Source organism: Hydrogenophilus thiooxidans (genome assembly GCF_019049855.1).
GTDB lineage: Bacteria > Pseudomonadota > Gammaproteobacteria > Burkholderiales > Rhodocyclaceae > Hydrogenophilus > Hydrogenophilus thiooxidans.
Genome location: NZ_JAHLSY010000005.1, coordinates 99,177 through 122,252 on the forward strand (window position 1 = coordinate 99,177; position 23,076 = coordinate 122,252).

Genomic DNA, 23,076 nt, shown 5'->3' on the forward strand with positions numbered 1-23,076 from the left:
ACGATGAAAATTCTGGTGAGTTGGCTGGAATCGTGGGTGAAGGACGCCGCGCCGCTCGACGTGGCGACGCTTGCGGAGCGGTTGACGATGGCAGGGCTCGAAGTAGAAAGTGTCGAGCCGGTTGCACCGCCCTTCACTGGCGTGGTCGTCGGCGAGATTGTCGAAGTGGCGCCGCATCCCAACGCGGACAAGCTGCGTCTCTGTACGGTCGATGTCGGGCAAGGCGAGCCGCTTGCGATCGTTTGCGGCGCACCGAACGCTCGCGTGGGGCTCAAAGCGCCGTGCGCGCTCGTCGGTGCGCAGCTGCCGGGCGGCTTGACCATTCGCCAAGCCAAATTGCGCGGGGTGGCGTCGTTCGGGATGCTCTGCTCGGCGCGGGAGTTGGGCATTTCCGACGACCACGCCGGGTTGATGGAACTCCCTGCCGACGCGCCGGTTGGTGCCGATATTCGCCGCTACCTGCAACTCGACGATGCGGTAATCGAGCTCAAGATGACCCCAAACCGCGCCGATTGCCTCAGTGTCTTGGGCGTTGCGCGCGAAGTGGCGGCACTTACGAATACGTCTGTGACCCCGCCGTGGGCGCCGGGCGCGGTAACCGAGCGCGACCATCCCTTGTCGCCGCAAGCACCACTCGTGCCGTCTGCAGGCTTTACCGCCGGGCGAGCGGTGCGTCTCGACGCGCCAGAAGCGTGTCCCCGTTATCTCGGGCGCTGGATCCGCGGCGTCGACCCCACGCGGCCAACGCCCGAATGGATCGAACGGCGTCTGCGCGCTGCGGGTTTGCGCCCAATCCATTTTCTGGTCGATGTCACCAACTACGTAATGCTCGAATTGGGCCAGCCACTGCACGCGTTCGACGCGCAGCAGTTGGCAGGCGACATCACCGTGCGCTGGGCTCGAGACGGCGAGCGACTGACGGTGCTGACCGGTGACGAGGTGACGCTCGACGCCGCGACCCTCGTGATCGCCGACGCCCAAGGCCCGGTGGCGTTGGCCGGTCTGATGGGCGGGCTCGAAAGTGGCGTGCGCACGACGACGACCGAGATTTTTCTGGAAAGTGCCCATTTCACTCCCAGCGCAATCGCTGGGCGCGCCCGACGTTACGGGCTGAATTCGGACGCGGCGCACCGTTTTGAGCGCGGTGTCGATCCAGAAGGGTGCCGCCGTGCGCTGGAACGAGCAACCGCGTTGATCCTTGAGATTGCTGGGGGCGAAGCGAGCGAAGTGGTCGTTGCCGAATCGCCCGCTCATTTACCGGTGCGGTCGGCGATCACCGTCACCGCGTCGCGGCTTGCCGCCCACTTGGGGGTTCCCGTGAACGCAGACGATGCCGCGCGGTGGCTCGAACGCGAAGGGGTGGCCACTCAGGTGGTCGGTGAGACGATCACCGCGGTGCCACCAAGCTGGCGCTTCGATCTGGCGATTCCGGAAGATTTGGCCGAAGAGGTGGCGCGGTTGATCGGCTATGACGCGATCCCAGCGCAAATGCCGGAGATCTCCGCAGTGATGGGGCAATCGCCCGAAACCTGCCGTGCGCGCCATGCGGTCCGCCATTTCTTGTGCACGCGTGGCTACAGTGAAGCGATCACCTACGCGTTCGTCGAGAAGCGTTGGGAGACCGAGGTGCTGGGCAACGCACAGCCGATCGCGTTGGCGAACCCCATCGCTGCGCCGCTTGCGGTGATGCGCTCCTCTCTCATACCCGGCTTGGTGGATGCAGTGGCGGCAAACCGCAAACGGCAAGTCGAAAGCGTGCGGCTCTTCGAAATCGGACGCTGCTTTCTTTCGGCAGAGCCGATTACTGCGGTGACCCAAGACGCGCTCGATGCCGCGCTGGCCCACCAGCAACCGCTGAAACTGGCGGCGATCGCTTGGGGAACCGCGGAACCGGGGTGGACGGAAGCGGGCCACCGTGCGGTCGACTTCTTCGATCTCAAAGGGGATCTCGAAGCGCTCTTCACACCGGAAACGCTCGCGTTCGAACGGGTCGAACACCCGGCGCTCCATCCGGGGCGTTCGGCGTCGGTTTGGTTGGTTCAGGGCAAGGAGCGAACCCAGATCGGGGTGATCGGAGAGCTCCACCCGAAATGGGCACGCCACTGGGAGCTGAAACCGGCGCCGGTGGTTTTCGAGATCGAGCTGGAATGGGCGCTCGCGCGCCGCAAACCCGAATACCAACCGCTCTCGAAGCAACCGATGGTGACACGCGATCTGGCGTTCTTGGTGCCCGAAGGGCGCTCTGCCGCCGAACTGATCGCCGTGGCGCGTGCCGCTGCGCCGCAAGCGCTGCAATCGGTCTGGGTGTTTGACGTCTACCAAGGAAAAGGGTTGCCGGAAGGGATGAAGAGCGTGGCGTTGCGATTCCGCTGGCAGCATCCGGAGCGAACACTTACCGACGCCGAGATCGACGAAGCGGTGGTGCAGATCGTCGACGCGCTTGCCGCCCAATGTGCCGCAACCCTGCGTCAGTGATCGCGAATGCGTTGGAGCGACAGAGGATACGATGGCAGCAGAATTGACGAAAGCAGAAATGACCGAGGCACTGGTCGAGCAGGTGGGGATTCCCCGTGCCGAGGCCAAACAATTGGTCGAGTGTTTTTTCGAGACGATCACCGAACGGCTGGTTGCCGGGGAAACGGTGAAACTTTCCGGGTTTGGCGTTTTCGAGGTTCGGGACAAGCCGCAGCGCCCGGGGCGTAACCCGCGAACGGGAGAGGTCGTTCCGATCGAACCGAGGCGTGTGGTAACCTTTCACGCCAGCAACAAACTCAAAGAGGCAGTCGCCCACCATGACCTCGTCGAACGAAACCCGGAACGTGAACCCGCAGTGGTTTGATTTGCCGGAAGTGCCCGCCAAACCGTTTTTCACGCGGCAAGAGGCAGTCGAGCTCGTCGGCGTACCGGAGCGGCTCTTACGGCAGTGGGAACGGGAGTTTGCAGTGGGCCACCCGCGCGGGCGGACGCGGCGTTTTTTTCGCCGCAGCGAAATCCTCTTGTTGCGGCGCATCCGGCGGCTGCTTTTGGGGGAGGGCAGGTCGCATGACGAGGTGCGACAATTGCTCGGGCTCAGCGCACTGGCGGATGAGGCGGTGAGTGAGCAACTGGCGAGCTGGTGCGGAGCGCTTGCCGAAGTCGAGCATGCGCTTGCGGCGGTGGTTCGGTATCTAAATGCCGTGCTGGAAAAAACCCCGACTCAACAACCTTGATCCTTGGTGAACTCGACTTCACCTGTTCCCGGCGTGCTGGGGAATGATGCTGCGTCACAGAAAATGTGTAAAATACAATCGATCTCATTCGTAATGTAATTTTTGGTACAAGCACGGATATGGTGGTAAATCGTACTGATGAGCGATGCCGCTCGTGGATGCAAACGCTGCTGCCCAACAGCTCAAAGTGATCGGAACGTACATGGTCGGCCAAGGGGGAAGATGCTCGAGAAGAACAGTTCGCTCTCTCAGGCGGACGAACGGTACCGGTACGCGCGGCAAAACGGCTTTGACCATGACTCGTTGTGGCCGCGTCTTCGCAATGAAGTCGTAGTTGAATTGGCAGCCATACTTCGCGAAGTGACGCTATTCCTTAATGAAAGCGCATACACCAGGAGACTGATCCGCTTTGGGTAGATGTCAGTATTCTGGTGGAAGTTTGGCAGTTGGCGCGGTTGCTTGCGGTGCTGTTGTGTGGAAACAAAAGAGAAGACAAAACCCCTTTCTTTTTGGTGTTGACAATAACGATTCTCATTATCTATAATATTGACATTAAGAATAAAGAGTATGCCATCATGATGCGGCACAGTGGATCAGGGGGCGCCGAACAGTAGATGATCGCTGGATCGAAGCTGGAACGGAGGTGCAGGATCGTGCCGTTGAATCGTGCGTTGGAGTGCAGTCGATGCAGCAGAAGCTCCTTGGGCAGAAACGTGCGACTTCTCCTGTGGGCAGTTCTTCAATGAGCGAATGGCTCAATTGTGAATGGTTGCTAGTGAACACTTTGTGTGCAAAGGAGATAACGGTTTGGAAGATAGGCAACTGCGTTTGCATGAGCAGGTCGAAAGCGCGAAAAAATGGCAACGCCATCGAATATGGAATAAAAAAATGACAATGAACTGGATTATTGGAATTGTAGTAACTGCAGTACATGTAGCGGCGATACTTTTTATGATGTCGAAGACAACAGTGGCGATAGCAAATAATGTTGAAAAATCGCCAAAAATTGTGAACGTAACATTGATGAGTGTTGCAAAACATAATGATGTTGAAAAAAAGGCAGAGGTAGCAGAATTAAATGATAATAGCTTAATCAGTAATGAAAAAGATGTAAAAATAGATAATACCAGTAAAGATCAGGTAAAGAAAAAGGAAAGAAAGATCGAAAAACAGACGAATAAGAAAAGAACCGAGAAAAAAAACGTGTTGAATAAAATGAATAAAAAAATTGAAGATAATGTTTCAAGTCAAAACGAATCTAATTCCGAAAGTAAAGTAAATGGTAGCGAAGTCAACGAAATTAAAAAAGAGTTCATGGTAGAACAGGCAGAAAATGCAATGCCAATAGTGGAGCAACCGTCGGCTTACGCATCTTATCTCAATAATCCACCGCCAGATTATCCAACAGCCTCACGTCGTCTGGGTGAGGAGGGGACTGTGATCATTCGGGCGTTAATCGAAGAGGATGGGCACGCATCGATTGTTCAGGTAGAAAAATCGAGTGGTTACTTACGATTAGATCGTGCAGCAGAGGAGGCAGTAAAGAAATGGAAGTTTAAGCCTGGGAAGAAAAATGGAATTCCTGTCGCCATGTGGCATCTGATACCTATTAAGTTTGAGCTCAAATGATTGGGGAGAAAAAGTTGGAAGGTATGGTTAGCAAATTTGGAATCGAACATCTTTGGTGGCAAGGTGACGAAATCATTCGAGGCATAGCCATTGTCTTGCTGCTGATGTCCATTGCAAGCTGGATCGTTATTCTAATAAAATTGATAGAAATTGGTAGAGTAAAATTACAAAATAGGCGTGTAGATGTTTTTTGGCACTCTGAAGATGTTATTGAAGGAATAGAAAAGCTAGGCAACGAAAATGACAACCCGTTTGCAATGATTGCGCGAAATGCACATATAGCCGCTAATCATTTGCAGGGTGATAATAGTGCCGATAATAAAAAAACCCAACTTCATGACAAACTAGACCCAAGTGAATGGATTGGGCGAGCAATAAACCAAGCAATAGATAGATCTGTATTCAAGTTGCAATCTGGCTTGTGGATATTGGCATCGGTGGCATCGACGGCTCCATTCGTTGGGTTGTTTGGAACTGTTTGGAGTATCTATCACGCATTGATGAACATAAGTACTAATGGATCGGCATCTCTCGACCAAGTTGCGGGCCCAATTGGTGAGGCTTTGATCATGACCGCTCTAGGTTTGGCTGTAGCAATACCAGCGGCTTTGGGGTATAACGCAATAGTTCGCGGGCAAAAAATCGCGGTCCATATGATAAACCGCTTTGCGCATGAAATTCATTCCTATTATTTATCCGGTATGCGTTGGAAAAAGTGATATAACGCAATGCATGTGATGATAGAGGTAGCAATAGGTAAAAAGTGAATGGGGGATTAAATATGTCGCACGGGATAATAGATGAAAACGGGGGTGATCTTAACTCAGAAATTAATATGATTCCGCTTATCGATGTTATGCTGGTTTTGTTGATCGTATTCATCGTAACGATACCTGTTATCAAGCATTCTATATCCGTTTCATTGCCCAAGGCGACGATGGATGCTGATAAGACTGAAGAGCCTGTAAAAATTGTAGTGGCTAGTGATGGAACGTATTTTTGGAATAACGAGGTGGTCGACCTTCAAGAGCTGGAAGCGCGTCTGGAAGACATCTCGAGTAAGTCTGATATTCCTGGAGTTCAAGTGCTGGGAGATAGATCTGTATCGTACGAAAAGGTTGTTCAGCTATTGGCGCTAGTTTCTAGAAGTGGAATTCAATCTGTGGGGTTGGTAACCGAACCGGAGGCGAAATGATATCTTGAAATATGTTTTCTCATTTGTTGTTGTTAAAAAATTTTTTATTAAATAAAGGAGAGCCAGAGATGAAATCTGAGAAGAAAGTGTCTCCGAAATTTCTTTTAGGGTCAATTTTGTTTGCAACAAATACATACTCAATTGCTCAGGAAGGTATTGTCGATACTGAAGCAGTATTGGGAACAGTCAATGTCATTGCTGACTCGATTCCTGAAGAGATTGAGTCAAAAAATTCTCTTAAGGTCGATACTACTAGAATAGGAAAAGGGGTGCAAGCAATCCGTGATATTCCGCAAAATGTTACAGTTATGACCGAAAAGCTTCTTAACGATCGGGAGTTGGACGATTTTCGAGATGTGCTCAAGTTTACGTCAGGTGTTACATTCCAAGCAGGCGAAACTGGAGAAGAAGATGTTCTGATGAGGGGTTTTTCTCTTGGGCAAGCAGGAGATATTTTACGAGATGGAATGAGGGAGGCCTCTCTGATCACGAGAGATACGTTTGCAACGGATCGAGTTGAGGTGATCAAGGGATCTGCATCGATGCTGTTCGGGAAAGGGTCGACTGGTGGTGTTGTGAACCAAGTTAGTAAAAGAGCCTTTTTTGCTGATTACTATCAGTTGGAGGTTAAGATTGGTGATGGACGTTTTGGCCGGTTGCAGGCTGACTTGAACAAAGATTTTGGAAAAAATGGTGCGGTACGTTTGAATTTGATGACCCAAAGTGCGGATCAATGGGGTTCAAAAGACAACAGAAATGGTGTAGCTTTGAATTGGCGAAACTTGCTCGGTAACGGTCACGAATTGATGGTCGATTTGTACCATCTAAAAACCGATCAACGTCCAATCTACAACCATCCATGGCTGCTCACGGGCAACAATGGAGAACTCAATAGGAAAATTGTTCCTGTTCTCGACTCGAAGAATTTTTATGGATTCAGAAGCGATTACAATCAGACCGAACAAACCGTTGTCACCGTTGGCCACACTGTAAAATTTTCAGTCGATGAGGAACTGAAAACCACGTTACGATATGGTAAATACGAACGTGACTTGTGGGCATCGGTAGTCCATTTTGCTAATGCGTCGTTACAACCAGATGGAAAAGCAGTAAGTTTGGATAATATGCCAACCGACGCAACGGTTTTGACTAGGAATAGCTTCAAGGGGAGAAGAGGTATTAGTGATATCTTTCAATTGCAAAGTGATTATAGCAACAAATTCGAGTTAGGTGGGTTCAAACATCATCTAATGGCGGGTGTCGATATCACACATGAAAATGCAAAAAGAAACAATAATAATAGTGGCGGATCGTTGGCCTTAAGTGATCCTTTGGCGACAACCACCGTTGGTAATCCAAACGATGGAGCTTATCGTGCTGATACTCGGACGTGGATCTATAATGAATTCGAGTCCCAATCGATTGGTGTTTATCTACAAGATATCGTTTCGCTCTCTAAACAATGGAAAGTTGTAGCGGGCGTACGTTTTGATCGATTCAATGCGGATTATTACGATTATGTGTCCACCAACAGTGGGTCGCGTGCCGATAATCTTTTTAGTCCTCGGTTTGGCTTAATTTTCGAGCCGAACACGTCTTCTTCTTATTATGTCTCTTATGGTGAGTCTTATAATACTTCTGGAGATACCTATCAGTTTTCTCTTGGGAATTTTGCTCCCGGTAGCAACAATGAAAAAGCTGCAAACACTCCCCCAGAAAAAAGCCGTAACTTCGAAGTTGGCGGAAAGTGGGAACTATTCAATCAGAGAGCGCTTGTTGGTTTAGCCTTATTTAGGAGTGAGAAGTACAACGAGCGCAATACCGATCCTGATACTGCAGCCACTCAAATGCTGCTCTCTGGTAAACGGCATGCAACTGGAGTCGAGCTAAGCTTTGCGGGCCAGATTACGCCGCGATGGGAGTTTTTCTACAATCATACCTGGATTCCAGATGCTGAAATCGATGAATGCAATGAATCCACTTGCACCGGCAATGCTCAGAGGGAAGGCGACCGTCCGGGGCTGACTCCCCGAAATAGTGCCAGTGCATGGACGACCTATCGCATCGACAACAAATGGCGCGTCGGTCTGGGTATGACCCACCGAAGCGAACAAAGTCCGGTTGGGAACAGAAGCGTGGTTGCCTCGTCCTTCACCACTTGGGATGCGATGGTTGAATATCAACTTCATCCGAATATGGCGCTCAAGTTGACAGTGACGAACTTGACTGATGAGCTCTACGCCGATGCCCTATACCGTGGATTTTACAGCCCTGGGGAGCCGCGTAGGGTATATTTGAGCATCAATTCCGTTTTCTGATCCGTAGATGTTGTGTCGGGCGTAATGAGGAATGCCAGATGATTATTCACCTGAAAGAAGTGATTAGCAAGGACGAACTCCAGTCGATGCGCACTATCCTCGAGTCGCCCGGCACGCCCTGGATCGAAGGCAAAAAAACTGCTGGCACCCAGGCTCAATTGGTGAAGAACAATGAACAACTTCAGTCTGGGAGCGAACAGGCAAAACGTTTGCGGAAAATAGTTCTTGATGCGTTAAAGAGAAATCCAATTTTTTTGCAGCTGCTTTGCCTAAAAAAATCTTCAATCCAATGTTCAATAGATATCGCCCTGAGGCACCCACATATGGCCCACATATCGATGGGGCAATCTTGTATTCCCATGATGATAGTTTTTGGGTTAGGGGAGATATTTCGTGTACTTTGTTTTTGTCTGATCCTGACGAGTATGATGGCGGTGAACTTATTGTTCATGACGTTTCTGGTATAAATCGATTAAAGCTACCGGCTGGCGATGCCATTCTTTACCCAGGTGGATCTCTTCATTCTGTTTCACCTGTTGTTAGAGGGGTGAGGTTGGCAAGCTTTTTTTGGATTGAAAGCATGGTAAGAAATGTTGAGCAGCGCAAGATCTTGTTTGAGCTGGATAAGAATATTTTGAGTCTCAGAAGTGCTATGGGTGAGTGCGAGCAAACGGTTGCACTCACAGGAATTTATCATAATCTTCTCCGCCTATGGGGAGATACTCTATGAGCACAACGTATCAAAATTTAAAAGATATTCTTTCATCAGGAATTTATGAATATTTTTTTTCTGGTGCGGACGATTCTGTTACTTTGAGAGAAAATGAGCTGTCATGGAAAAGGTTTCAGATTGTACCTCGAGTGATGTCATCGCCAAGATCGGTCTCACTGGAGATCGATTTTTTTGAAAAAAAGTGGCCATCCCCTTTTTTGGTTGCTCCAATGGCATATCTTGGCATGGTCCATGAACATGGTGACCTTGGGGTTGCATTGGCTTCTGCTGCACAGCAATTCGGTTTTATACTCTCTTGTCATGCAACCACTCCGCTAGAACTTATTTCTAGTCATTTTTTACGCGAAGAACTTAGAGGCCCTCTTTGGTTTCAGTTTTACCCTTATGGATCTCACGCAGAGTGGCTGTCTTTGATCTCGCGAGTTCAGCGAGCTGGCTATGAGGCTCTGGTCGTTACTGTCGATGCACCGGTCAAGTGGACACCTAAAGCGGCTATTGATGCTGGTTTTTCCGTTCCGGCAAACTGCCCGCAGCCTAATCTTTCCGGTGTTCCGCCTCGGGGGTCTCTTACTGATGTTCTGAAACAGGCATTTTCATGGAATGATCTCAAGTGGTTGCGTGAAAAATGTTCGCTGCCCATTGTCATAAAAGGGGTTCTCAATCCTGAAGATGCCTCTCGTCTCTGCGATGAATCATTGTGTGATGCAATTATTGTGTCGAATCATGGTGGACGTGTCATCGATCGAGTGATTCCAACTGCATATGTACTGAAAGAGATTGTCGCATCTGTGGCTAATCGTGTGAAAGTTTTGGTGGATAGCGGTATTCGCAGTGCTCACGATGTTGCGGTTGCACTGGCGTTGGGTGCAGATGCGGTTTTGATTGGACGGCCTGTTGTTGCAGCGCTTGCTGAAGGCGGTGCCCAAGGTGTTGCCCATCTCTTTTCCCGCTGGCGAGATGAGCTTTCTGCTATTATGGCTGTCTGCGGTTTTTCCACTATTTCTGATTTCAAACTAAATATCGATATTAGGTGGCCCAAAGAGCATTTAATTTGACTTGATTAGATTGCGAGGATAATGAAATTGATTTGTGTCAGCTCAGCTTGTAAATGACAGAAAAACACCGGCTTGAGACGTCCTCCCTACAAAGCTGGGGCACCGTGTGTTGTGTCAAGACGCAAGGAGTGCGTCATACTCAACCGAGCGGACTGCCTCATGATACGCGAAACGCGACAAAAGGGGTCTTATCTCCGTGAGATTGCCGAAGAGGTGGGATGCTTGCAGCGAACCGTGCGTCGTGCGCTGTGGCGCGGTGGGCCACCTCCGCGACGGTGAAGCGGGGTTCGTCCCTGCAAACTCGACCCTAATGGTTTGCCGACTGGGACGAGAGCTTTGCCGATCAAGTGGTGGCCACGGCCATTCTCGATCGGCTGCTGCATCATGCCCGGAGACAAGTAACCCACACCCACGGCCTGGTTAGCCAAGCAGGAATTTCGTTGAAAACCGGACATTTCGAATCGGTGAAAAGCGGAGTGGTCGGTATTGACAACCCAAAAGGAGAATGCCGTGCTGTACAAGACATCAATCGCACTGGCGCTCGGGGCGGCCTGGGGACTGTCTCTCCGGGTTGCGCTGGCTGACCCCACCCCCGGAAAACCTTCCAAGCCTGAACAAGCACGACCCGAGGTCTTGCTGACGGCGGTGCCAGCCAGCGGGCAACGCGAAACCGATACCGGGCACCAAGGAAATCCAACTGTCGGCGAAGTGGTTACACTACCTGCGGTCAATGTCAGCGCCAAAGGCTATGCGGCGGACGATCTTGAAACACCGGTTGCTACCTTGACCCTTGAGCGCGCAGAATTGCTTCGCCGCAATGCCCAAAACGTCGGCGAGGCGCTGCGCGGCGAACCGGGTCTGGCCGTTGCCAGCGATGGCGCACAGGGCCAGAACCCAGTCATCCGCGGACTCAAGAAGGAGAGTGTGGTCTTGCTGGTCGACGGCATGCGCATGAATTCGGCGCAGCCGCAAGGCGCCATCGCATCATTCATGACCTTGGGCTTGGCCGAACGTCTGGAGGTTGTCAAAGGCCCGGCCTCTGTGCTCTATGGCACGGGTGCGCTCGGCGGCGTGATCAACGTACTGTTGCCGCAAGCGAAATTCACACCGGGTGCCAGCGTCGACCTTGCAGCGAGCTACGATAGTGCCAGCCGTGGCGTGCGCACCAGTGGCATCGCGAATGTCTCGCAGGGCGACCACGCGCTGATGGTCGGTGCTTCGGTAGCACGGATCGACGACTATCGCGCCCCCTCCGGCAAGGTCGATCTGACCGGCTACGATAGTGATGCGCTGATCGCTCAGTATCGATTCCGCATCGATTCGCGCCAGCAGTTGCGCTTTTCGCTGCAGCAGCAGAAAGACCAGGACGTCTGGTATCCCGGTTCGAAAAAGCCGCATCCCAACTTTGCCGTGGTCGGCAATACGATCGTGCATTCGCCAAACCAGGAGCGCAGGCTGGCCGAGATAGGCTACAACAACCGCATCGGGACGGGCGATGCGCCGTTGAACTTCGATATACGCGTCTGGCGGCAGGAGGTGGAACGCACCATATGGACGCGCAGCGACAAATTGTCTCGCGACATCGGTAAAACGCTCGTTACTTTTTCCACGGACGGATTAGACGCCAAGGCCGACTGGTTGGTCCATCCCGAGCATTTGCTGTCTTTCGGAGTCAACGCTTGGGAGATGAAGGCGTCGCCAGATCGTTACCTGGCCAGCCCGACGCCGCTTTCGCCACTGGTGCGCAACGTGCCCTTCACCGATGGTCGTCTTGAGGCACTGGGGGTTTATCTGCAGGACGACATGCGTTTTGGCAAACTGAACGTTCTGGCTGGTCTGCGCCACGATACGGTGAAGGGCGATGCGGCGTCGATGAACAACGGTACGGTACGAACGGGCCTGGCGCGTGAAGACAGCGCCGTATCCGGCAGTCTTGGTATGATCTACGAAGCGGCGCCCCTGCTGCGTCCTTTCGCCAACCTCTCACGCGGCTTCCGCGCCGGCGAGATGCGCGAGCGCTTCGAATCCTCGCCGCGTGGTGATGGCTATTTCTATCTTGGCAATCCGCAGATCAAGCCCGAAATAGCCACGCAGCTCGAACTGGGGTTGAAAGGCGCGGACAGCGTCTTGCAGTATTCGGTCTCGATCTATCGCAATCGCATCAGCGACTACATCACGGGACAGCCGACCGGTACGTTCTCGAATGGGTTGCCAGTGAAACAAACGGTGAACCTCGGCGAGGTCGTCATCGACGGTCTTGAGGCCAGCGCACGCTGGCAGTTCAGTCGCGATCAGTGGTTGTCGGTTGGCTATTCGCGTCTGCGTGGCGAGAACAAGGATCTCAATGAGCCGCTGTTCCAGATGCCGGCCGACGAGCTTTTGCTGGGTTGGGAAGGCAGGGTCGCCGCTGGCTGGACGGCAGATGCAACCCTGCGCCTAGTCGCCAAACAAGATCGAGTCGCCACCGTGTTCTCGCGCGGCACCGAGAATGCAACGCCCGGTTTCGGCACGCTCGATCTCGGCGCGACATGGAACTACGCGAAAGATCAATCGCTGCGTGTGGCGCTCAAGAACGTCGGCGACAAGTCTTATCACGAGCATCTCACTGAAGGCGTCTCCGGTCAGGAGATCAAGGCGCCGGGCCGGAGCTTACAAGTGGTATGGCGCGGGAGGTTCTGATGCGGAAATTGTTGTTCGGGGTTGGCAACTGCCTGGCGGCCGTTCTTCTCTCTTTCTACGTCCATGCCGCGGACAAGCTACCCAAGCTGGTGTTGGCAGGCCCCTACGCCGCGGTATCGTACCCGCTGATCCACATGGTCGAGTCTGGTGCGCTGAAGGACGTCGCAGAGGTCGTCGAGTTTCGTCCGTGGAAAGACCCTGATCAATTGCGTGCGCTGGCGCTCGACAAATCAACACCGGCGGACTTCATTGCCATGCCGACCAACGTTGCCGCCAACCTCTACAACCGTGGTGTAAAGTTGCAACTCATCAATGTCTCGACCTGGGGCGTGCTGTGGCTGGTGTCGCGCGAGCCTGGCCTCAAGACGCTGGCCGACTTCAAGGGCAAGGAAATCCTGATGCCCTTTCGTGGCGACATGCCCGACATCGTGTTTCAGGTTCTGGCGAAAAAAAAGGGGTTGAACGTCAAGCGCGACTTCAAGCTGCGCTACGTCGGCACTCCGCTCGATGCGATGCAGTTGCTGATCACGCGCCGTGCCGACCACGCGCTGCTGGCCGAGCCGGCGGTGTCGGTGGCGCTGCGCAAGACCAGGTCCTTTCCGGTCAGCGTGATTGCACCGGAGCTGTTCCGCAGTGTCGATCTGCAACAGGAATGGGGCCGTGTCATGCAGCGGCAGGCGCGTATTCCGCAGGCGGGCATCGCCGTCATGGGCAAAGCACTTGGCAATGCGGCGCTGATCGAAAAATTCCAGCAGGCCTATGCCGCGTCGCTGGCATGGTGTGAAAAGCAGCCAGACGAGTGCGGGAAGCTGGTCGCCAGCCGCGCTGAAATGCTTACGCCCGAGGGCGTGGCCGATTCGGTGCGCATCGACAACGCGGAATTTGTCACCACGCGGGATGCGCGGCCCGAGCTCGAGTTCTTCTTCGCAGTGCTGCACGCGCGCGAGCCCAATCTCATCGGCGGCAGGCTGCCCGACGACGGGTTCTATCTGAAATGAGTTTGCTGCAACGCTGGTTCGCTGGAATCCCCGCCTATCTGTGGAGCGGCTGGGGCGCGCTGGCCAGTCTGCTGCTGCTGATTGCCGTGTGGGAGGCGATCAGTCTCGCCTATGGCCCGCTGGTGCTGCCCGAACCGGTGGCGGCCTTCCGCAAGCTCTTTGTGCTGATCGATAGTGGCGCTGCCTGGCCCGAGCTCGCTCTCACCGCACGCCGGGCGATGACGGGCCTCATGTTGGCGATCACTGCCGGCAGCCTGCTTGGCCTTTTGGCCGGCCTGTCGCTGACGGCATCGATGATGTCACGCCCGATCGTCACCGTGCTGCTCGGCACGCCGCCGATCGCGTGGTTGGTGCTGGCCATGCTCTGGTTCGGTGCCAGCGATGGCACGCCGGTGTTCACCGTGTTTATCGCCTGCACGCCGGTCGTCTTCGTCGGCGCGCTACAGGGCACGCGCACGCTCGACCAGCATCTGAAGGATATGGCAGCCGCCTTCCGCCTGCCGTGGCACATGAGGTTGTTTGATCTCTACCTGCCGCACGTTGTCTCTTACCTGTTCCCGGCCTGGATCAATGCGCTCGGCAATTCCTGGCGCGTGGTGGTGATGGCCGAACTGCTGGCGTCGGCCGACGGCGTCGGTGCGGCTCTGGCGGTCGCGCGTAGCCAGCTCGATATGGACGCGGCGCTGGCCTGGATCGCCGCGGTGGTGCTGGCGCTGCTGGCCGTCGAGTACCTGCTGCTGGAACCGATCAAGCGCGAAGTCGAGCGCTGGCGCGAGATGGACCGCGAGCATGCCTGAGCTCAGACTGTCCGGCGTAAGCCATGCGTATGCGCTTCAGACCGTCCTGGAGGGGATCGATCTCGTTCTACCGGCAGGGCGTATCCTTGCGCTGGTTGGGCCATCCGGCTGCGGCAAGACCACCCTGCTGCATCTGGCCGCCGGCCTCTTGAGGCTGCAAACCGGAACACTGATCAACCGCTTTGTCCGCCCAGCCATCATGTTCCAGCAGCCGCGCCTGCTGCCTTGGAAGACCACGCTGGACAATATCGCGCTTGGCCTCAAGGCGCGCGGCATCTCGCGCCAGGAACGTCTCGCCCGCGCGCGAAGGATGGGTGAGACCGTCGGTCTCGACAAGGCCGCTCTCGACAGGTTTCCGCACCAGCTCTCGGGCGGCATGCAAAGCCGCGCTGCGCTGGCGCGCGCGCTGGTGCTCGAACCCGACCTACTGCTGATGGATGAGCCGTTTTCCGCGCTCGATATTGGCCTTAAGGCGCAGCTGCATCGCCTGCTGCTCGATCACCAAGCCGCCCGCGGGGTGGCGGTTCTGATGATCACCCACGATCTCATGGAAGCGGCTCGGCTCGCCGACAGCATTCTGGTCATGGCCCCCGATCCCGGTCGCATCGCGTATCGCTTCGAGCTCGAACAACCGGCCGCGCTGCGTGACGACGATTTCGTCCATGCGACTACGGCTCGGTTGTTGCATGTGCCTGTCGTACGAGCGTGTTTCGGCCTGACCTCCGCAACCCCGGTCGGCGCTGGTGAGACGGCACGGGGGTTCGCCATTTCCACACCAACGCGTCGCAAGGGGCTGGCATGCTGATGGCAAACGTGCGAGGGCTGCTCGACGCGCGTCATCCGCTCTGGATGTGCGGCCTGCGCCCTTTCTTCCTACTCGCAGCGCTTGCGGCGCTGCTACTCATGTTGATGTGGCTGGCCTTTCTCGGCCACGGGCTGCCGCTGCCGTCGACGGTCGGCGGCCCCTTCGTCTGGCACGCGCATGAACTGTTGTTCGGCTTCGCGTTTGCCGCCATGGCCGGTTTCCTGCTCACGGTGGTGCCCGAGTTCACCGGTGGCGGCGATTTTGAGGCCAAACCGGTGCGCTGGTTGACGTTGTTTTGGCTGGTCGGCCGGGTCGCCTTTTGGTCGTCCGGCTGGCTCGGCGCGCCCGCTCTGGCGGTGTCCGGATTGGCCCATCTCGCACTGCTCGGCAGCCTCGCCTGGCTAACCGCGCCGCGCTTGTGGCGCGATCCTGAGCGCAAGCATCTTGCCTTTCTCTGGGCAGTGGCAGGCCTTGCGCTCTGCGTCGCAGGTTTTTACGTCGATGCCCTGCGCGGCGAGTTTCCAGCGCGCTGGCTGCATGCAACGCTCGGGCTTTTCATGATCCTGATCATCGTCGCGCTCTCGCGCATCTCAATGCGCATCGTCAATCATGCGCTCGAAGAAGCGGGCATCGAGGGCGTCGAATACCGCGCCCGCCCGCCGCGCCGGAATCTGGCGATCTTCTGCATCGGCCTCTACACGGTGGCCGAGTTCGCCTTACCGGCAAGCCGATTGTCAGGCTGGCTTGCGCTGTCCGCCGCTGCCGCGGTATTCAACCTGATGAACGACTGGCATATCGGCCGCGTGCTGTTGCGGCAGCGGCCGCTGATGTTTTATGGCGTCTACGTTGCGATGGCAGCCGGCTACGCGACGATGGGCATCGCATTGGTTTTCGAAACGAGCGCCATCAGTGCAGGCCGCCACTTGCTGACCGTCGGCGCACTTGGGCTGGCGATCTATGCGGTGATGGGCATCGCCGGCCGCGCCCACTGCGGCCAGCTTTTTGAGACGCGGCTGTGGTTCCCACTCGGCGCCTGCCTACTCGCACTTGCCGCGCTGGTGCGGGCATTCGCAGCCTGGCCAGGCATTGATCCGCTACGCCCGCTCCTCACAGCGGCCCTGCTGTGGTGCGTGGCCTACGGCCTGTTCGCCTGGCACATGGCGCCGCTCTTCATCGCGCCGCGCGCGGATGGGTTGGGCGGCTGCAAGGGGGCAGCGATTCCCTGAAGCTTGCTGGGCGGAAAGCAGCAAAATTTGTTGACACTAATAACGATAACTATTATCATTTGCATAGATTGGTGTGAAACGCCTTGTCTGAGTCGTGCCGTGATGCAGTGTTGTATTGCTGGCGCCGACTTTTAGCCAGCCTTCCAGCCCTGTCCGTTGTCGGGGCGTGGCAGCCGGCCGGCCAACTCAACCATCGGTATGGAGGCTGTCCTATGCTACACCTTTTGTTTCCGCCCGCCCAACGTGCATTGATACCCACGACGCTCCTGCTCGGCCTAGTGCCTGCCGCTTTCGCCGACGACATAGCGCTGAAGGCCGTCGTCGTCACCGCCACTCGCGTCGAGGCCGATCCGGACAGCGTGCCAGCGACAGTAACCAGCCTGGACCGCGCCGAGATGGACCGGCGGCTGCCGATCGACGCCGCCGACCTCTTCGCCGACGAGCCCGACGTCGCCATGCCGCGCGACCTGCGCCGCCATGGCGCGACACGGGTGAACATCCGCGGCATCGAGGACAACCGCGTGGTCCAGATGGTGGATGGCGTGCGGTTGCCTGATTACTACAACGGCGGCGGGCCGACCAACTACACCATGAGCGCGTCGCCCACGGCGATGCCCGACTTCCTCAAGCGCGTCGAGGTCGTGCGCGGGCCGTCTTCGAGCCTGTACGGTTCCGATGCCATTGGCGGCGTGGTCGGCTTCGTCACACTCGATCCTGCCGATCTGCTGGGCGCGGAAAAAACCAGCACCTTCCGCTACCGCGGCAGCTATACGGGCGCCAACGACGGCCTGACGCATACGGTGCTCGGCGCGCTGCGCAACGACGCGCTGGAGCTGCTGGTTGGTTACTCGCGCGGCAAGGGCGAGGAATTCGACAACCAGGGCGATGTCGGCGGCAGTTCGCCGACGCGCACCAAGCCGAACCCGCAAAAGACGCACGAGGAGGGGTTGCTCGCCAAGCTGGTCCTGAAGCCGGCGACCGGGCACAAGCTGGTGGCAACGATCGAGGGACGCAAGCAGTCAGTCGAGACCGACATCCTGCGCTTACCGGCGTCGTTGCCGCGCGTATCCATGATGCGCGGCGACGACAACAGCGAGCGCCTACGCGGCAGCCTCGAATGGGAGCACAAGCCCGGCGCGGGCTGGTACGACCGTCTGACGGCGCGCTTCTACCGGCAGGATGCGGAAACGAAGAACTACAACTTCCAGAACCGCAGCGCGACCAGCGCCTCCTGCTCTGCCGTTGCGGGCGGCCTCAACAACTGTTACATCGAGCAAGACTTCTTCTTTACGCAGGAGACGCTGGGGGCCGGACTGCAGGGCGAGAAACTGCTGCAGGCGGGCGGTCTGACCCATCTGTTCACCTTCGGCGCCGACCTCTCGCGCGTGCACGTCAAGGAGATGCGCGACGTCCGTATCTGGCGCAACGGCGCCTTTTTCGGCAAAACCCTGGCTGGCGAGACCTACCCCCTGCGCGACTTCGCCATCGGTCGCACCGACACCCTCGGCCTCTTCGTCCAGGACGAGATCATCGGACTGGCCGGTGACCGGCTGACGCTGATTCCCGGCTTGCGTTTCGACCGCACCAAGCTACAGCCGGAAGTGGACGCACTCGCCCAGCAGGTGCTCACCAAGTTGGGTCGCCAGGCGGTGAAAAAAACCCATAGCGCCTTGTCGCCCAAGCTCGGCGCCATCTGGAGGCTGGACGGCACCTGGTCGGCCTACGGCCAGGTCGCGCGCGGCTTCCGCGCGCCGAACTACGAGGAGGTGAACGGCGCCTTCCTCAACGAGAGCCAGCGCTACGCGGTGGTGCCGAATCCCGACCTGAAGCCGGAGACCAGCTTAGGCGTCGAGCTTGGTCTGCGCCGCACTGCGGCAAACCACCGCCTGCAGCTCGCCGTTTACGACAACCGCTACAAGAATTTCATCGAGTCCGTCCAGCTTGCCTGCCCGGGTGACTCGGATTGCGTGCTACCGGCTCCGCCCTGGCGCACCAACCAGTCGGTGAACCGCTCGCGCGTGCGCATCTACGGTGCCGAGGCGCGCGGTTCCTGGACCTTCGCGCCCGGCTGGCGCGTCAACGGCGGCATCGCCTGGGCGCACGGCACCAACGAGGAATCTGGTCGGCCGATCAACAGCATCGAACCACTGCGTGCCTCATTGGGCCTAGTCCGCGAGGCTGGCAGTTGGGGGGCGGAGGTGCGATTGCGCGCAGCAACCAAAAAGAACCGCGTGGATGATAGCAACGGCATTTGGTTTCGTCCACCTGGCTATGGGGTTGTCGATCTCTCAGTTTGGTTCAAGCCGAGCCGCGACATACGCCTTACTCTCGCGGTCAATAATCTCTTTGACAAAAAATACTGGCTATGGAGCGACATCCGCCAGGCTGACGCGCGCAATCCCGCCGGCGTCGACTTCTACTCGCAGCCAGGTCGCAGCCTGAGCCTGGTCCTGCAGGGGGTCTTCTGATGGTGCTTTTTTTGCGCTTCCTGATCGCGGCGGCGGCATTGTTCGCTGCGGCGGCCGTCCAGGCAGCCACCGTTCTGTTCGTCGCCACAGGCAACGTGCCGCCGGGCAAGTTTCGCCTGCTCGCGGAAATCGCCCGGCCCCATGGCGTGCAGGTCGAAGTACGCTACGTGCATCGCCTGCCGGCCGAGGTCGATGGCGGCCTGTTCCGCGGTTACGACCTGGTGTTCTTCGACACCTACCTGATCGACGTCGTGCGCGAACGGCTGGCGCGCGCGCTTCCCGAGCTGAAGGTGCCGCACCTCTGGCTCTACGACGCGCGGCCTGCCTGGGATGGTTTGCCGGACGCGCTGGCGAAGCGTCTGATCGCCTACTACAACAGCGGCGGGCGCGCCAATTTCGACGGCTTCTTCGCCAGCGTCGCGGCGCATCTGTCTGGCCGGCCGCTCGTCGGCATCGCCGAACCGGTGGTGTTTCCAAAGACCGGCGTCTACCACCCCGGAGCCCCCGATCTGGTGTTTCCGGACAGTGCCGCCTATTTCGCCTGGAAGCAGCTGCCGGCTGACGCACCCGTCATCGCCGTCGCACTGCACCAGCAGTACATCGCCTCGATGCAGACCGAGTTCGTCGACAACCTGATCGCGCGCATCGAATCCGCTGGCGCGGTGGCGCTGCCGGTCTACGGGCCGGCGTTCGACCCGCAGTGGCTTTCCCGCATGCTGGCGCCCGCCGGCAAGCCGCTGGCGCATGCACTGATCAATACACAGATCGTCCTCAATCCGGAAGGCCTCCGCGCCGAGTTCGAGCGCCTGGGGATTCCGGTCGTCCAGGCTATGCCTTATCGCAAAGGGGACGCTGCGGCCTGGGCGGCCGACCCTCAGGGCGTTCAGCTCATGGACGTGCCGTTCTACCTTGCCCAGGCCGAGTTCGCCGGCATTAGCGACATCCAGATCGCCGCCGCCACGCAGAAGGAGAACGACCGCATCGTCGCCATCGAGCCGCAGGCAGCCGCGGTCGTCGCCAAGGCGCTCAATCTCGTCGCGCTGCAGCGCAAAGCGAATGCCGACAAGCGGTTGGCGGTGTTCTTCTGGAACTACCCGCCGGGCGAGAAGAACCTCTCGGCCTCGTTCATGAACGTGCCTCGCAGCCTCGAATTCACGCTCGCTGCGCTGAAGGCCGCCGGCTACGCGACCGAGACGCCCTCCGAGGCGGTGCTGATCGACATCCTGCAACAACTGCTGGCGCCGTTCTACCGCGATGGCCGTCTCGATGCGCTGCTGCACAGTGGACTGGCCGAACTGTTTCCGGTCGCCGAATACAAGGCTTGGCTGGCCGGTCTGCCCGAGCCCGTGCGCCGCGAGCTGGAGGAGAAGTTCGGCCCACCGGAAAAGTCGGCGATGGCGATACGGCGCAACGGAACGGACTACTTCGTCATCCCGCGCTACCAGATCGGCAACATCGTCATCCTGCCTCAGCCACCGCGTGGCGAGAAGTGGGAGGACAAGGAGAAGGCGCTCTACCACTCGACCAAGTCGCCGCCCTCGCACTTCTATCTCGCCGTCTATCTCTGGACGCGCGCGAAATTCCGCAGCGACGCGATCGTGCACTATGGCACCCACGGCACGCAGGAATGGCTGCCTGGCAAGGAGCGCGGCCTGTCGGTTTTCGACTACCCGATGCTCGCCGTCGGCGACGTGCCGGTGGTCTATCCCTACATCGCCGATAACATCGGCGAGGCGCAGCAGGCCAAGCGGCGTGGTCGGGCGACGATCCTCAGCCACCAGCCGCCGCCCTTCCGGCCGGCCGGCCTGCATGACGTGTTGACGCGCATTCACGACCTGTTGCATGCGTGGATCAACCAGGACGAGGGCGCGGTGAAGGAGAAAATCAAAGCCGACCTGCTTGCCGCTGTGAAGCAGGAACGCATCGAGCGCGACATGGGCTGGACGTTGGAACGTGCGGCCGCAGAATTCCCAACCTTCATCGACGAGCTGCACAAGCACCTGCACGAACTGGCCGAAACCGTCCAGCCACTCGGCTTGCACACACTGGGTCGCGCGCCCGATGAGAAACACCGGCTCGCCACCGTGCTGCTGATGCTCGGTCGTCCATTCTGGGAGGCCGCCGCCGCCCAGGCCGGCACCCCCAAGGGCGAACTCGACGAAGCTCTGATCGCGGACTACGAACAGCTCCCCGAGACCGCGCCCTACCGGCTGCTGCGCGCGCACCTAGTCGAAGGCCGTCCGACCGACGCGCTGCCAGACGCGCTGCGCGAACAGCTCGACAAAGCGAAGAAATGGTATGCGGATATTGGTGCCCACAACGAACTGCCGGCCCTGCTGGCAGCGCTCGAAGGCCGTTACATTCCGACATCCTACGGCGGCGACCCGATCAAGAACGCGGACGCCTACCCGACCGGCCGCAACCTGTACGGCTTCGACCCGTCACGCGTGCCCACCAAGCAGGCCTGGGAGGCCGGCAAGGACGCGGCGGAGCAGTTGCTCGCCGAGCACCGCAAGCTCAAGGGCGCGGCGCCGAAGAAGCTCACCTTCTCGCTCTGGTCGGTCGAAACCATGCGACATCAGGGCATTCTCGAAGCGCAGGCGCTGTGGCTGATGGGCGTCGAGCCGGTATGGGACGCCGGCGGGCGTGTCACCGACGTGAAGCTCGTCGCGCGAGAAGCGCTGGGTCGGCCACGTGTCGACGTCGTGCTCTCCGTCACCGGCCTCTACCGCGACCATTTCCCCACCACCATGAAACTGCTCGCCAAGGCGGCACAACTCGCCGCCGAGGCGCCGGAAGACGATAACCCTGTCGCAGCCAACAGCCGCCGCATCGCCGCCGAGCTAGAAAAGCAAGGAATGGATGCGGCAGCGGCCAAGCGCGCCGGACAGACGCGCATCTTCTCCTCCGAGACTGGCCGCTACAGTACCGGCCTCGACGACGCCTCACTCGCCACCGACACCTGGAAGGGCAAGGCCGAGGGCGACCGCAAGCTCGCGCAGCTTTATCTCGCCCGCATGCAGTATGCCTACGGGCCGGACGAGGCCGACTGGGGCAAGACCGGCGACGAGCTTGGCGGCAAGGATCTCAACCTCTACGCTGCCCACCTCAAAGGCACCGAAGGTGCCGTGCTCTCGCGCACCTCCAACACCTACGGCATGCTTACTACCGACGATCCCTTCCAGTATCTCGGCGGCATCGGTCTGGCGGTGCGCTACCTCGACGGCAAGGCGCCGGAGCTCTACATCTCCAACCTACGCGGCAGCGGCGGTGGCAGGATCGAAGGCGCTGCGCGCTTCCTTGCCAGGGAACTGGCCACGCGCAACTTCCATCCGGGCTACATCATTGGCCTGCAGAAGGAGGGCTATGCCGGCACCCTGCAGTTGCTCGATAGCATGAACAACTTCTGGGGCTGGACCGCTACCGCGCGCGAGATCGTACGCGACGATCAGTGGCAGGAATTCGTCGACGTCTATGTGAAGGACAAGCACAATCTCGGCCTGCAGCAATGGTTCGAACGACACAACCCGCACGCGCTGGCGCAGATCATCGAGCGCATGCTCGAAGCCGCGCGGCAGGGATATTGGGATGCCGACCCGAAGGTGGTTGCCGAACTGAAGCAGCGCTACCTGGACCTGGCGCGCCGCTATGACGTGAAGAGCGACAACGCCGCCTTCGAGAAATTCGTCGGCTACGGCATCTCTGATGTCTCCAATCAGGAGCCGGGTCCGGCATCCGCCGTCCCGCCAGCGCCGACTTTTCAGCCGTCGCCAGAGGCCGCCGCTGCTGTGCCCATTGAGGGCATACGTCTCGAGAAGGTCGAATTACCGCCAGACGCTCCTTCGCTGGCCCTGGCCGTGCTGCTCGTCCTCGGCTTCGTGCTGGTTGCCGGCGGCTGGCGGCAGGCGCGGGAGGCGGTATGAGCCGTGATTATGCTGCCCGTGACGGTGAACCACCACGCCAT

At 57.9% G+C, this 23,076-nt stretch carries 16 protein-coding genes and 1 pseudogene; all 17 read left to right on the forward strand.

What is annotated here, in order from left to right:
* Positions 1-3: 3 nt before the first annotated feature.
* The 17 genes and pseudogenes from pheT (at position 4) to cobN (ending at position 23,035) form a co-directional block, all read left to right on the forward strand.
* Complete coding sequence (pheT, locus tag KUL93_RS04040; protein ID WP_217125816.1) at positions 4-2,475, forward strand: phenylalanine--tRNA ligase subunit beta; 2,472 nt, start codon at positions 4-6, stop codon at positions 2,473-2,475.
* 31 nt (positions 2,476-2,506) lie between these two features.
* Positions 2,507-2,839, forward strand: coding sequence for an integration host factor subunit alpha (locus tag KUL93_RS04045; RefSeq protein WP_217125817.1), 333 nt, complete (start codon positions 2,507-2,509; stop codon positions 2,837-2,839).
* Positions 2,820-3,209, forward strand: coding sequence for a MerR family transcriptional regulator (locus tag KUL93_RS04050; RefSeq protein ID WP_217125818.1), 390 nt, complete (start codon positions 2,820-2,822; stop codon positions 3,207-3,209). The genes KUL93_RS04045 and KUL93_RS04050 overlap by 20 nt, the downstream gene beginning before the upstream one ends.
* 765 nt (positions 3,210-3,974) lie before the next feature.
* Complete coding sequence (locus tag KUL93_RS04055) at positions 3,975-4,838, forward strand: energy transducer TonB (RefSeq protein WP_217125819.1); 864 nt, start codon at positions 3,975-3,977, stop codon at positions 4,836-4,838.
* Positions 4,839-4,861: 23 nt separating this feature from the next.
* The gene (locus KUL93_RS04060; RefSeq protein WP_119336037.1) at positions 4,862-5,557 is read left to right on the forward strand and encodes a MotA/TolQ/ExbB proton channel family protein; all 696 of its coding nucleotides are present in this window, start codon (positions 4,862-4,864) and stop codon (positions 5,555-5,557) included.
* 62 nt (positions 5,558-5,619) lie between these two features.
* Positions 5,620-6,033, forward strand: coding sequence for an ExbD/TolR family protein (locus tag KUL93_RS04065; protein ID WP_217125820.1), 414 nt, complete (start codon positions 5,620-5,622; stop codon positions 6,031-6,033).
* A gap of 68 nt (positions 6,034-6,101) precedes the next feature.
* Positions 6,102-8,351: a TonB-dependent receptor gene (locus tag KUL93_RS04070; protein ID WP_217125821.1), complete on the forward strand. Its 2,250-nt coding sequence runs from the start codon at positions 6,102-6,104 to the stop codon at positions 8,349-8,351.
* A 289-nt stretch (positions 8,352-8,640) separates the two neighbouring features.
* Complete coding sequence (locus KUL93_RS11685) at positions 8,641-9,081, forward strand: Fe2+-dependent dioxygenase (protein ID WP_346731640.1); 441 nt, start codon at positions 8,641-8,643, stop codon at positions 9,079-9,081.
* The gene (locus tag KUL93_RS04080) at positions 9,078-10,139 is read left to right on the forward strand and encodes an alpha-hydroxy acid oxidase (protein WP_170141247.1); all 1,062 of its coding nucleotides are present in this window, start codon (positions 9,078-9,080) and stop codon (positions 10,137-10,139) included. Before KUL93_RS11685 ends, KUL93_RS04080 begins: the two co-directional genes overlap by 4 nt.
* Before the next feature lie 326 nt (positions 10,140-10,465).
* Positions 10,466-10,723: pseudogene (locus KUL93_RS11790) on the forward strand (hypothetical protein); the annotation flags it as partial.
* Positions 10,650-12,818 (forward strand): TonB-dependent receptor, encoded by a 2,169-nt coding sequence (locus KUL93_RS04090; protein WP_217125823.1) that lies wholly within the window; start codon positions 10,650-10,652, stop codon positions 12,816-12,818. The pseudogene KUL93_RS11790 and the gene KUL93_RS04090, both read left to right, overlap by 74 nt.
* The gene (locus KUL93_RS04095; RefSeq protein WP_217125824.1) at positions 12,818-13,816 is read left to right on the forward strand and encodes an ABC transporter substrate-binding protein; all 999 of its coding nucleotides are present in this window, start codon (positions 12,818-12,820) and stop codon (positions 13,814-13,816) included. Before KUL93_RS04090 ends, KUL93_RS04095 begins: the two co-directional genes overlap by 1 nt.
* On the forward strand, positions 13,813-14,613 hold the full coding sequence (locus KUL93_RS04100) for an ABC transporter permease (RefSeq protein WP_217125825.1): 801 nt from the start codon (positions 13,813-13,815) through the stop codon (positions 14,611-14,613). The genes KUL93_RS04095 and KUL93_RS04100 overlap by 4 nt, the downstream gene beginning before the upstream one ends.
* Complete coding sequence (locus KUL93_RS04105) at positions 14,606-15,418, forward strand: ABC transporter ATP-binding protein (protein WP_217125826.1); 813 nt, start codon at positions 14,606-14,608, stop codon at positions 15,416-15,418. The genes KUL93_RS04100 and KUL93_RS04105 overlap by 8 nt, the downstream gene beginning before the upstream one ends.
* On the forward strand, positions 15,412-16,644 hold the full coding sequence (locus KUL93_RS04110; RefSeq protein ID WP_217125827.1) for an NnrS family protein: 1,233 nt from the start codon (positions 15,412-15,414) through the stop codon (positions 16,642-16,644). The genes KUL93_RS04105 and KUL93_RS04110 overlap by 7 nt, the downstream gene beginning before the upstream one ends.
* A gap of 212 nt (positions 16,645-16,856) precedes the next feature.
* A complete protein-coding gene (locus tag KUL93_RS04115; RefSeq protein WP_217125828.1) occupies positions 16,857-19,112 on the forward strand; it encodes a TonB-dependent hemoglobin/transferrin/lactoferrin family receptor in 2,256 nt (751 codons plus the stop codon).
* Positions 19,112-23,035: a cobaltochelatase subunit CobN gene (cobN, locus tag KUL93_RS04120; protein WP_217125829.1), complete on the forward strand. Its 3,924-nt coding sequence runs from the start codon at positions 19,112-19,114 to the stop codon at positions 23,033-23,035. The genes KUL93_RS04115 and cobN overlap by 1 nt, the downstream gene beginning before the upstream one ends.
* The last annotated feature ends 41 nt before the right edge of the window (positions 23,036-23,076 follow it).